Below are 11,906 nucleotides of genomic sequence, written 5' to 3' on the forward strand. Positions count from 1 at the left end.
AGTGTTGGACGCTTAGAGGGTAAGTGCATTTGCTGCAGTTAAAATGAGGTGCAAACCCGCATTTTTAAAAGTAAATGTACTCTGTACAGTTAAAATAGCGGTTTGGGCTTCTTTAGCTGAAATACGGTCCCTTTAAGTGTACAGTGTGCAATTAAATCGGTTTCAGCGCAAAAATAGGACTCTTTAGTTGTATCAAATACAGTTAGAGCATGAGCATACAGTTAGAGCATGAGCATCAATTTAGAGTCAGTGTTGGAGTTACACACGAACGGGGGAACATGAATGAATAAACAAGGAAAGCTGCTGATTATCGGCTTTGGTCCAGGCAGGCTGGAGCATATTACAGGCCGTGCATTGGCAGCCCTGGAAGAGAGTGAAGCCGTGATCGGCTACACCACTTATGTAGACCTGATTAAGCCGCTGCTGCGGCAGCAGGAGATTGTCGGCACAGGCATGACCGAAGAGGTCAGCCGGGCCCAGGAAGCCGTGCGCCGCGCGGAAGCCGGGCAGACGGTCGCCGTCATTTCCAGCGGTGACGCAGGGGTATACGGAATGGCGGGACTGGTCTATGAAGTGCTGATCGAACGGGGCTGGGACCGTGTTACGGGGGTGGAAGTCGAGGTGATTCCCGGGGTATCGGCTATTCAATCCTGTTCTTCGCTGCTGGGTGCGCCGATTATGCATGATTCCTGCACGATCAGCCTGAGCGACCATCTTACGCCTTGGGAGAGCATTGCGGCACGCGTGGAGGCGGCGGGGGCCGCGGACTTCGTGATTGCCTTTTACAATCCGCGCAGTGGAAAGCGCACACGCCAGATTGAAGAGGCCCGCCAAATCCTGCTCCGCTACCGCGATCCTTCCACACCCGTAGGCATTGTAAAAAGCGCCTACCGCGACCGTCAGCAGACCATTGTCACAACGCTCCAGGATATGCTGGACCATGAGATTGGCATGCTGTCGACCGTGATCGTCGGCAACTCCGCAACGATGGTTTATGACGGCCTCATGGTTACACCGCGCGGCTATGAACGCAAGTACAGCCTTGGCGCCGATACGCAGGCACTGAAGCCGCATGAGCGGCTGCGGACCTCTTCGGAGCCCTGGTCGCTGGCGGCGCTGAATCCCACGGATAATGTGGTGAAGGTGAAAACCTGCGGCTTTTGCGGCATGAGAAAAGAGAGTGCTGCCGGAGCCGCACGGCGGTTACATCAACAGTTAAACGGCCGGCTTGTGCCAAGAGAGCTGCAGATCAGTGTGGCTGGCTGCGGGATGGCCTGCAGTTCGGCGGTCCTGGAGGATATCGGCCTTGTCTATTCCAAGGGCAGCTATGAATTATATCTTGGCGGAAAAAAAACCGGACGTACCCCGCACGCGGGCAGCAAGGTCCGTGCGGGGATGAGCGAAGAGGAAGCAGTGGCCGCTGTAACTGAGGTTGTTGAGCAATACTGTGCGCAGGGCAGTCAGGATGAACGGTTTTATGCTTTTTTTGAGCGGATGGGCAGTGGGATTTCAGCACATTACCCGCAAGCGGAGAGCGCACTCCGCTGTGAACACATGCACGCGCACTCGCACCATAATCATGATAGAGCACAAGGGATAACTTCAGTATTACTTGTAGGACACGGCAGCCGTGTGGAAGAGGGGAATGAAGAGCTGCGGAATTTCACCCGGGCGCTTGCTGCCCGCAGGCCGGAGCTTGCCATTGAAACCTGCTTCATTGAGTTGTCGGCTCCTTCCATTTCCGAGGGGATTGACAAATGTGTGCTGGGCAGAGCCGGGACGGTCTATGTTGTGCCGATTATTTTGTTCGCGGCAGGACATTCCAAGCTGGATATTCCGCTGGCTCTGGATCAGGCGAAGCTGAAATATCCGGGTGTGGAGTTTGTATATGGCCGTCCGATCGGAGTGCAGGAGAGAGCGGTAGAAATTCTGCTGGACCGGATCGCCGGGGCTGTTCCGCAGCCGGTCCAGGTAGCGGCTCAGCCGGAGCTGTCCGGAGAACCTTTGGAGGAAACGCTGCTGGTGGAGCGGGGTTCGTCCGGGCAACAGAATACTGGCGGGCTGGAGACTGCCGCTGCGTTGTCTGTTGGGGAAACGGCCTCAGCTGCTGCTAGGGATAAGCCTTATTCCAAAGTAAAGGATGAGGACACCATCGTGCTTGTAATGGGCCGCGGGGGCAGTGATCCGGATGCGAACAGCGACTTATGCAAGCTGGCCCGCCTCCTCTGGGAGAGAACTCCCTACAAAAGCGTTGAGGCCTGCTTTATTGCCATCACCAAGCCTTCGCTGCCCGCAGGGCTGGAGCGCTGCCTGGCTCTCGGCGCACGTAAAATTATCGTGCTGCCGTATTTATTGTTCACCGGAGTGCTGATGAAGCAGTTCAACGAAACGGTGAGCCGTTTTGCCGCAGCGCATCCGGAGATTGAAGTGGAGGCTGGCACCTGTCTCGGCTCCCATCCGCTGTTGTCAGACATGCTGCTGGAGCGGATCGAAGAGACCCTGGCAGGCCGGACAGCCGCCAACTGCGACAATTGCATGTACCGGGAGGAAGCGTCTGCGCACCATGATCACCACCATCACCATCATGGTCACCACCATCACGATGATCATCATGATCACCACAGTCATGGTGAGGAAGGGCATGGGCACTATGGACATCAAGGCGGGCATCAGGAGCGTGGCGAGCAGACCGCATATGATGGGCATAAGTCCGGGCGCCGCGGCCAACCGGCCTCTGCAGACGCAGAGGTGCCGGTCCCGCCGCAGCCTGAAGCTTCCTATTCGGAGGATGCGGTGCACCCGGCAAGTGCTCCTAAGGAGCATTGACCGCAATGATATTTATGCTGTGCGGAACCAGTGACGCCCGTGAGCTGGCGCTGGCCTTGTCACGGGAGCGGCTGCCGCTGCTGGCTTCCGTTGTGACGCCCAGCGCTGCGGAGCGGCTTGAAGCAGCTGGCATCACAACCCGTGTCGGCCGGCTGGACCAGCAAGGGATGATCGCCTGTCTGCGCGGGCTGGACTGCAGCGCCATTATTGATGCCAGCCATCCGTTTGCACAAGAGGCGCATGACCATGCAATGGGGGCTGCTGAAGCGCTGGAACTGCCGTATTTGCGTTATGAGCGGCGCAGCCTCAAATATGAGCCGCATCCACGGTTGCTGGTTGTGTCTTCCTACGGGGAGGCGGCCCGCAGGGCCAAGCAGCTGAAAGGCTCTGTCATGCTGACTACAGGCGGTAAAACCTTGGAGATTTTTGCAGAGGCGCTGCTGGGTGACCCTGCGATCCGGCTGACGGTCAGACTGCTTCCCTGTCTGGAAAATATGCAAAAATGCCATTTGCTTGGGATAGAGCAGCGCAATATTATTGCGCTGCAGGGACCTTTTTCACGCGAATTGAACGAAGCATTGTACAGGCAGTATGGCACACAGGTCATGGTTACTAAGGAAAGCGGCGCGGAAGGCTCCCTCGATGAAAAAGTGCACGCCGCGCTCGATATGGGGATATATGTTATTTTGATTGCGCGGCCGCAAGCCTTCTATAAAGGGCATGGCAGGGTATATGAGTCATTTGAAGAGATAGTGTCCGCAGTTACTGCTTTTAATAAGAAATGAGGGATAGCTATGGAGTTTGGGACGGATTTTAAGCCGCTCACAGTGCAGCCGCAGGAAATAGAAGGTCTGAGCTTTCAAATGATTACCCGCGAGCTGGGCGATCATGAGTTTAGCGCCTTACAGTACCCGGTCGTGCAGCGGATCATTCATGCATCCGCCGATTTTGAGCTGGGACGGAGTCTGGTGTTCCATCCCCGGGCGATGGAGGCAGGGATTTCTGCTATTTTGGAGGGGCAGCCCATTATCGCCGATGTGCGCATGGTCGAGGCCGGGATTGCCAAGGAGCGGATTCATAAATACGGCGGCGAGGTACGGGTGCATATTTCTGATCCCGATGTGATGGAGGCGGCTAAGGCACAGGGAACAACCCGGGCCATCCTCGCCACACGGAAAGCCTGCGCCGAAGCGCCGGGCGGCATCTACGTGATCGGCAATGCGCCAACGGCCCTGCTGGAATTGATCCGTCTGATCAAAGAAGGTGCGGCACAGCCAGGGCTCATCATCGGCATGCCGGTCGGTTTTGTGTCAGCGGCGGAGTCTAAGGATGAGCTGCGCAAGCTGGATATCCCTTACATCACCAACATCGGCCGCAAGGGCGGCAGTACGGTTGTGGTTGCGGCAGTCAACGCCCTCAGTCTGCTGGCTGTCCGTCAGGCAGGGGAATCGCAGAATCAGGGCGGATAGAGCAGAAGCAAAGAGATGTATCCTTTATCAGCAGAGAGAGGAGAAACGGGCCATGGAGCAGCAGGACTCACAGAGTGTACAGGACTATAAGCACAGCGGAGATTTGCAGCCTGAACACAAGGGCCAAGCTGCATCGGAGCTGCAGGGGAGCCAAGCTGCGGCAGAACTGCAGGGGAGCCAAGCTGCGGCAGAACTGCAGGGGAGCCAAGCTGCGGCAGAGCTGCGAGAGAGCCAAGCTGTAGCAGAGCCGCAGGGGAGCCAAGCTGCGGCAGAGCTGCGAGAGAGCCGGACCGCTGCACCGCTGCGCCGTGGCTACACCACAGGCGCCTGCGCTGCCGCAGCCGCCAAAGGTGCTGCGCTCCTGCTGGTCACGGGCGAGGCCCCGCCGAGCGTGGAGATCGATCTGCCCGCTGGCTTCCGGCATACGTTTAAGCTGACCGGGGGGCAGCGCAGCGGCAGGGAGACGGCAGTCTGTGCAACAGTGAAGGATGCCGGAGATGACCCGGATGCGACGCATCAGGCGAGGATTGAGGCTGCTGTGAGCTGGCGCGATAGCCCCGGCGTAGAGATAGACGGCGGCAAGGGGGTAGGCAGAGTTACGAAGCCGGGATTGCCCGTGGCGGTCGGAGAAGCGGCGATCAATCCTGTGCCGCGGCGCATGATTTTGGAGGCGGTGTCCGAGGTGCTGGAGGAGCATGGTGCGGCCCGGGGAGTACGGGTGGTTATCAGTGTGCCGGAAGGCGAAGCTATCGCGCTCAAAACGCTGAATCCGCGGCTTGGCATCCTTGGCGGCATCTCCATTCTGGGCACGCGCGGCGTGGTGACGCCGTTCTCCACGGAAGCCTACAAGGCCAGTGTAGTACAGGCGATTTCGGTCGCTGCGGCCATGGGGAACAAGCAGATTATTTTGACCACAGGCGGCAGCAGTGAGAAGTATGCAATGGCGATGTTCGCTGAGCTTCCGGAGGAAGCTTTTATCCAGATGGGTGAATATGTCGGCTTCTCGCTGGAACACGCCAAGGCCTTCGGAGTCCGTAAGATCACGTTAGTCGGCATGGCGGGCAAGTTTTCGAAGGTGGCGCAGGGGGCCATGCTGATCCATTCCAAAAATGCGCCGGTGGATTTCAGTTTTTTGGCCAAAATCGCGGCTGAGTCCGGGGCGGATAACGAACTGGTGGGGGAGATTGCGGCGGCCAACACGGCCTCACAGGTGACGGATCTGATGACCGCGGCCGGGAATGGGGTGTTTTTTGAACAATTGTGTCTGCACGCCTGCAGGCATTGTCTGAAGCATATGAATGGAGGCATGACCGTGGAGATGGTGCTGGTCACCATGAAGGGCCGGGTGCTGGGAAGGGCGGAAATCCGTGGCTGACATTATTTATATTATAGGCATCGGTGAGGATGGAGCCGGAGGATTGACCCCGGACAGTCTAAGCAAGGTGCAGAGGAGCGAGGTACTGCTCGGCGGGGAGAGGCAGTTGTCTTTTTTCGGCGGGTATCAAGGGGAAAAGATCGTTCTGAAGAACGGTCTGAAGGCTTTTGCCGATAAGCTGGAGGAAGTGTGGAAGGAGCGGCGTGCGGTGGTGCTGGCATCCGGTGACCCGCTGTTCTTTGGGATTGCCGGGTATCTTGTCCGCAGATTCGGGCCGGAGCATGTCGAGGTGATTCCGCATTACAGCAGTGTCCAGCTTGCTTTTGCCCGGCTTGGGGACAGCTGGCAGGATGCGGAGCTGGTCAGTCTGCATGGACGTCCGATCCGGGGATTGGCCCAACGGATAGACGGCAAGCACAAAATCGCCCTGCTCACCGATGAGACCAACACACCAGCGGTTATCGGCGCTTATTTGCGTGAGTTCGGAATGACTGAATATGAAGCCTTTGTCTGTGAGCGGCTGGGCGGGGGCGAGGAGGTCTGCCGGTTCTGGGAACTGGATGAGCTGGAAAAAGGGAACTTTGCACCTCTGAATGTGGTGATTCTGCGGTGGAAGCCGGGAAGCGGGACTGCGGCGGTGCGGCGCGGTTTTGCCTATCCCGATGAAGCTTTCCGCCAGCGGCGCCCGGAAAAAGGTCTGATCACCAAACGGGAGGTGCGCGCCCTAGTCCTGTCCGAGCTGAATTTGTTTGAAGAAGCGGTGGTCTGGGACATTGGCTCCGGTTCGGGAGCGGTGGCAGCCGAATGTGCGCGGATCGCCCGCTGTGGCAAGGTATACGCCATCGAAAAAAGCGCAGAGAATCTGCCGAATATGGAGGCTAACCGCCGTGAATTCCGCGCCGATTTTGAGATTATCCGTGACAAAGCGCCGCAAGGCCTGGAACGGCTGCCGGACCCGGATGCAGTATTCATTGGCGGAAGCGGAGGCGAGCTCCAGCATATTATTGCGCACTGTACGCACCGGCTGCGGCCGGAAGGACGGATAGTGATCGGGGCAATTACAATTGAGACACTGTATACGGGCTTGGAGGCGCTGAAGCTTGCCGGGATGGCCACCGAGGTGACGCAACTCCAGGCATCAAGGGGCAAGCCGATTCTTGGCATGACCCGTTTTGAGGGGATGAACCCTGTATACGTGGTAAGCGGGCGCAGGCCGGACTGATTTTGATTTTAACCGTTACTTGTACTCTATCGGCCTTCCTGTTCTATGTGACCAGCTGCTGGCAGAAAGGGTTTAGCCTAGGCATCGCTGCATAAATAGATTAACTAACCTAAAGGAGGAGCGCTCATGACGACAAGGTTACAAAAAAATACGACGAAACCTCATCTGCACTCCATGGATGAGCAGGCTGCCCATGAAGAACAAATCACCGGAGCGGCCATGCAAACTGCAGTTGCAGCATATCATGCTGATGATGAGTATCCGCTGGTGGAGCCTGAGCTTGCCCCAATCGGAACAGGGACCTTGTACGGAGTGGGTGTAGGTCCGGGTGATCCCGAGCTGATTACGCTCAAAGCCTGCCGTTTGCTGAGGGAATGTCCGGTAATTGCCTACCCGGCAACCAAAAAGGGCGGGAAATCCTATGCCCACGAAATTGTGGAGATGCATATCAAGGCGGATGAAAAAGTCATGCTGGGACTTGTCTTTCCGATGACCAGAGACCCCGGGCAGCTGGCAAGCGGCTGGAACCGCACGGCTGAGCTCTGCTGGAACGAGCTGAAGCAGGGCCGGGATGTGGCTTTTGTGACGGAGGGCGATCCGAATCTGTACAGCACCTTCATTCATCTGGCCCGGTTGATGCAGGAGCTGCATCCTGGCGTGCCGATCGTTTCAATTCCGGGAATATCGTCGGTGCTGGGCGCCGCTGCCGCGCTTGGACAGCCCCTTGCCGATGGCGATCAGCGGGTGGGGATTATTCCGGCTACCGAGGACCCGGAGGCCTTGAAGGAAGCGCTGCTGCATCATGATACGGTGGTGTTTTTGAAGGTGGCGAAGGTGCTGGATCTGCTGCTGGATGTGCTCGATGAGCTCGGGCTTGCGGGAAAAGCATCCGTCGTGACCAAGGTAACCTCTCCTAATGAAACGGTGTGGCGGGACGCCCGCGAGCTGCGTGGCCAGGAGCTTGAATACCTGAGCCTTATGGTGGTGAGCAAATGACGGCGGCTGGCTTGGAACCCAAAGTATATATCGTAGGTGCAGGGCCGGGCGATCCCGAACTCATTACGTTAAAAGGCAGCCGCATCCTGCGTTCTGCAGATGTTGTGCTTTACGCGGATTCGCTGGTCAGCGGGGAGCTGATTGCCAGTGTGAAGCCGGGAGCCGAGGTGCTGCAAAGCTCGGGAATGGCTCTGGAGCAGCAGGTGGAGATCATGACTGCAGCGGTGAAGGCCGGTAAAAGCGTAGCCCGCATCCATACCGGTGACCCTTCCATGTACGGGGCAATCCTGGAGCAGATGTCGCTGCTGAAGCTGAACGGCGTCAGCTATGAGATCGTGCCGGGGGTCAGCTCTGTTTTTGCTTCGGCGGCAGCGCTGGGTGCAGAGCTGACTGTGCCGGAGCTGACGCAGACCGTGATTCTGACCCGTGCCGAAGGGCGGACGCCGGTCCCGGAGCGTGAGCAGCTGCGGCAGCTGGCGGCGCATCACTGTACCGTAGCCCTGTTCCTCAGCGCTTCGCTGGCTGAACATACGGCATCCGAATTTCTCGCTGCCGGGTGGAGCCCCGATACGCCTATCGCTGTGGTGAAGCGGGCGACCTGGCCGGACCAGCAGATTCTGCGGACCACCGTGGCACGCCTTGCAGCCGACCTGCGCGAAGCGGGCATCACCATGCATGCGATGATTCTCGCCGGCTGGGCCCTGGACCCGGCGCTTACGGACCGTGACCAGCACCGTTCGAAGCTGTACGACAAAACCTTTACCCACGGCTGCCGGGAAGGGATTGACGCTGATGGCTAAGCGGTATGCAGCCGTTGCGATTACTGCAAATGGTATCCGGCTGGCGTTGAAGCTGGGTGAACGGCTGGCGGATACCGAGGTTTTTTGCTGCGCCAAGTACAGTGGAAACGTACAGGACGCCACGGGGCATGGGCAGGTGTTTGCGGAACCGGTCAAAGAGCTGCTGCCGAAGCTGTTCCGGCAGTACGAAGGGCTTATCCTGTTTTTTTCGCTGGGGGCGGCAGTCCGGCTGATTGCTCCCCTGCTGGCGGATAAAAGAACCGACCCCGCCGTCATCGTCATTGATGAACGCGGAGAACATGTGATCAGCATGTTATCCGGCCACTTGGGCGGGGCCAACAGGCTCACGCGGCAGGTTGCACAGCTGATGGACAGCCATCCGGTGATTACTACCGCTTCGGATGTGCAGGGCATCTTCGCCGTGGATCTGCTCGGCTCGGAGTTCGGCTGGCGCGCAGAGGGCTTCGCGACCATGAAAACAGTCAGCGCCGCCCTGGTCAACGGGGAAGCCGTGGCCTTCCTGCAGGAGAGCGGCGAACGCGGCTGGCTGCCGCCCGGTGCTGTGCTGCCGGAGCATGTCCGCCTCTGCGGAAGCATGGCGGAGCTGCAGGAAGCGACGTTCAGCGCGGCAGTCGTGGTCACGGACCGGCAGCTGCCGGAGCAGGAGATTGCGGCTCTTGGAGAGCGGACTGTAGTCTACCGTCCGCGCAGTCTTGTGCTCGGGCTCGGCTGCAACCGCGGGACCACGCAGGAGGAGCTTGAAGCAGTGGTGCTGGATACGCTGGCGGATATGGGACTTTCACTGCTTAGCGTCCGCAACGTCGCCACTGCCGCGATCAAAGGCGATGAGGCCGGTCTACTGGGCTTGTGCGCCAAATATGGCTGGGAGCTGGCACTGTTTTCGCCGGAGCAGCTGAATACGGTGGTGCTGGAGCAGCCCTCGGAGATTGTTTTTAAGGCTACCGGAGCTTATGGGGTCTGTGAGCCGGCAGCCCTTTTGTCCTCTGGTGCCCGCAGCCTGGTGCTTAAGAAGAAAAAAAGCGGCAATGCGACCATTGCAGTAGCGAGAGTCAGCTTTGCTGAAACGGAGGGGAACCAGAATGAATGAGCGGAGCAGACCGGAGCAGCTTCCCCGGCTCCGCCCGCGTTTCGTGGTAGCCGGAACAGGCAGCGGTTCGGGCAAAACAACGGTGACGCTGGGACTGCTGCGGGCTTTTGCCCGGCGCGGTCTTACCGTGCAGGCCTTCAAATGCGGCCCGGATTATATTGATCCGGCCTACCACGCGGCTGTAACGGGCCGGACTGCCCGCAATCTGGATTCCTGGATGACCTCGGGCGGATATATGCTGGAGTATTTTTTGCGTTCCTCGGAGGGAGCCGACCTGTCCGTAATTGAAGGGGTTATGGGGTTGTACGACGGCAAAGAAGCAACCGGGCTTACCGGATCAACGGCGGAAATTGCCCTCCTAACAGGAAGTCCGGTGCTGCTGGTGGTGGATGTACGCAGCATGGGACGCAGTGCGGCTGCAATTGTGCTGGGTTTTCAGCAGCTGGAGCCGGACGTGCGCATCGCTGCGGTGATCGTTAACCGCTGCGGGAGCGCCAGCCATTACCGGACGGTCAAAGCCGCGATTGAAGCGGCCTGCGGCATACCGGTCATCGGCTGGCTGGCACGGGATCAGGGACTGGATATCCCGGAACGGCACTTGGGGCTGCTCCCTGCCGTGGAACGCGGCGAGCTGGAGCCATTATTTGACCGTGCCGCCGACCTGCTGGAGGCAGGGACGGATCTGGAGGTGCTGCTGCAAATTGCAGCGGCAGCATCTGTCCTTCGTTACCCGGCGGCGGGAAAAATACTGCCGGAAGAGGGGCCTGCCGAAGAGCTTCCGTCAGAGGCTGTTCCGGCAGCCAGGAAGATCCTTCAGGAAACAGGCATGCAGGATGCACAGGAACCTCCGGGCGGGGGGCCTGCTGCTGCCGCACTTGTCCCTTCGGTAGTTTCTAAGATTCTTCAGGAAACAGGTGTGCAAGATGCACAGGAACCTCCGGGCGGGGTGCCAGCTGCTGCACTTGTCCCTTCGGTAGCTGCTAAGATCCTTCAGGAAACAGGCGTGCAAGGTGCACAGGAATCTCCGGGCGGGGTGCCAGCTGCTGCCGCACTTGTCCCTTCGGTAATTTCTAAGATTCTTCAGGAAACAGGTGTGCAAGATGCACAGGAATCTCCGGGCGGGCAGTCTGCCGACGCCCCTTTTCCTCCGACAGCTGTTAAGGAAGCCGGTAATCTACTGACCTATCCACCCTTGGATAGGTCTGCTCCCCAAGCTCTCGCCTCGGTATATGACCCTGCACCGGTCATTGCCGTTGCACAGGATGCGGCGTTCAATTTTTATTACGCCGACAATCTGGAGCTGCTGGCCCGGGCCGGGGCCCGGCTGGCTCCGTTCAGCCCGCTCAGCGGCGAAGGCATCCCGCCGGAGGCGGATGGGATTTACCTCGGCGGCGGTTTTCCGGAGGAATTCGCCGCCACAATCGCCGGGAATTCGGCCTTCCTGCTCGGCCTAAGGGCTGCGGCAGCGGCTGGTATGCCGCTCTATGCGGAATGCGGCGGCTATATGGTGCTGGTCCGCAGCCTTACCGACCGCGCCGGGGCTGTGCATGAGATGGCCGGGATTATTCCCGCCCATTCGGTCATGCAGGACCGGCGCACCGCACTCGGCTACCGCGAAGTCACCGCGCGGGCCGATTGCCTGCTGCTGAAGCAGGGCGAGCGCCTGCGCGGGCACGAGTTTCACTATTCCCAGATGAGCTATTCGCCCGGGGAGCCGCAGCTGTACGCCTATGATAGCCGCGGACGAAGCGGCAGCCAGCCGGAGGGCTATGCCCGCGGCAATATCATGGCTGCCTATGCGCATATACATCTGGCTTCCCATATCCCGGCGGCAATCCGGCTGGTAGAAGCCTGCCGCAGCTACCATAGGAGTAACAAAGACATGCTGCGCACATAGGCCAATCTCTTTGAGAGTGGGGCCAGAATAAACGGCATGATCCCGGCAGATAAGCTCGGATCATGCGCACACTTGGAGGCGGGTGGAGGTTCTCCCAAGTTCGCATAGAGCCTGAGCTCTAAGTGGAAAAAGTAAAACTAAATCGCCGGAAATTACTCCAAAAAAGGATTTAGTGGGAATTTGTCCACTTAATTCCGGAAAATGTACGATATC

Annotated in this window: 8 protein-coding genes and 3 pseudogenes; all 11 read left to right on the forward strand. The window is 58.7% G+C overall.

Going from position 1 to position 11,906, the window contains the following annotated elements; all coding sequences use genetic code 11:
- Positions 1-282: 282 nt before the first annotated feature.
- A pseudogene (cobJ, locus tag PRIO_RS35475) lies at positions 283-1,500 on the forward strand (precorrin-3B C(17)-methyltransferase); the annotation flags it as partial.
- Between the two features lie 132 nt (positions 1,501-1,632).
- A pseudogene (locus PRIO_RS36695) lies at positions 1,633-2,826 on the forward strand (sirohydrochlorin chelatase); the annotation flags it as partial.
- A gap of 5 nt (positions 2,827-2,831) precedes the next feature.
- Positions 2,832-3,611 carry a precorrin-6A reductase gene (cobK, locus tag PRIO_RS10320; protein ID WP_046502195.1) on the forward strand — a complete coding sequence of 260 codons (780 nt, stop codon included), beginning with the start codon at positions 2,832-2,834 and terminating at the stop codon, positions 3,609-3,611.
- Between the two features lie 9 nt (positions 3,612-3,620).
- Complete coding sequence (locus PRIO_RS10325) at positions 3,621-4,295, forward strand: precorrin-8X methylmutase (protein ID WP_020432674.1); 675 nt, start codon at positions 3,621-3,623, stop codon at positions 4,293-4,295.
- A 52-nt stretch (positions 4,296-4,347) separates the two neighbouring features.
- Positions 4,348-5,670 carry a cobalt-precorrin-5B (C(1))-methyltransferase gene (locus PRIO_RS10330; RefSeq protein ID WP_082118087.1) on the forward strand — a complete coding sequence of 441 codons (1,323 nt, stop codon included), beginning with the start codon at positions 4,348-4,350 and terminating at the stop codon, positions 5,668-5,670.
- A complete protein-coding gene (locus tag PRIO_RS10335) occupies positions 5,663-6,892 on the forward strand; it encodes a bifunctional cobalt-precorrin-7 (C(5))-methyltransferase/cobalt-precorrin-6B (C(15))-methyltransferase (protein ID WP_046502198.1) in 1,230 nt (409 codons plus the stop codon). Before PRIO_RS10330 ends, PRIO_RS10335 begins: the two co-directional genes overlap by 8 nt.
- Before the next feature lie 126 nt (positions 6,893-7,018).
- The gene (gene cobI / locus PRIO_RS10340) at positions 7,019-7,888 is read left to right on the forward strand and encodes a precorrin-2 C(20)-methyltransferase (RefSeq protein WP_020432671.1); all 870 of its coding nucleotides are present in this window, start codon (positions 7,019-7,021) and stop codon (positions 7,886-7,888) included.
- Positions 7,885-8,688 (forward strand): precorrin-4 C(11)-methyltransferase, encoded by an 804-nt coding sequence (gene cobM, locus PRIO_RS10345; RefSeq protein ID WP_020432670.1) that lies wholly within the window; start codon positions 7,885-7,887, stop codon positions 8,686-8,688. The genes cobI and cobM overlap by 4 nt, the downstream gene beginning before the upstream one ends.
- Positions 8,681-9,796 carry a cobalt-precorrin 5A hydrolase gene (locus PRIO_RS10350; RefSeq protein ID WP_020432669.1) on the forward strand — a complete coding sequence of 372 codons (1,116 nt, stop codon included), beginning with the start codon at positions 8,681-8,683 and terminating at the stop codon, positions 9,794-9,796. Before cobM ends, PRIO_RS10350 begins: the two co-directional genes overlap by 8 nt.
- Positions 9,789-10,491 (forward strand): annotated as a pseudogene (locus PRIO_RS37445) (cobyrinate a,c-diamide synthase); the annotation flags it as partial. The gene PRIO_RS10350 and the pseudogene PRIO_RS37445, both read left to right, overlap by 8 nt.
- Before the next feature lie 131 nt (positions 10,492-10,622).
- The gene (locus PRIO_RS37450; protein WP_082118168.1) at positions 10,623-11,693 is read left to right on the forward strand and encodes a hypothetical protein; all 1,071 of its coding nucleotides are present in this window, start codon (positions 10,623-10,625) and stop codon (positions 11,691-11,693) included.
- Positions 11,694-11,906: the final 213 nt, after the last annotated feature.

It is taken from the genome of Paenibacillus riograndensis SBR5 (genome assembly GCF_000981585.1).
Classification (GTDB): domain Bacteria; phylum Bacillota; class Bacilli; order Paenibacillales; family Paenibacillaceae; genus Paenibacillus_AQ; species Paenibacillus_AQ riograndensis.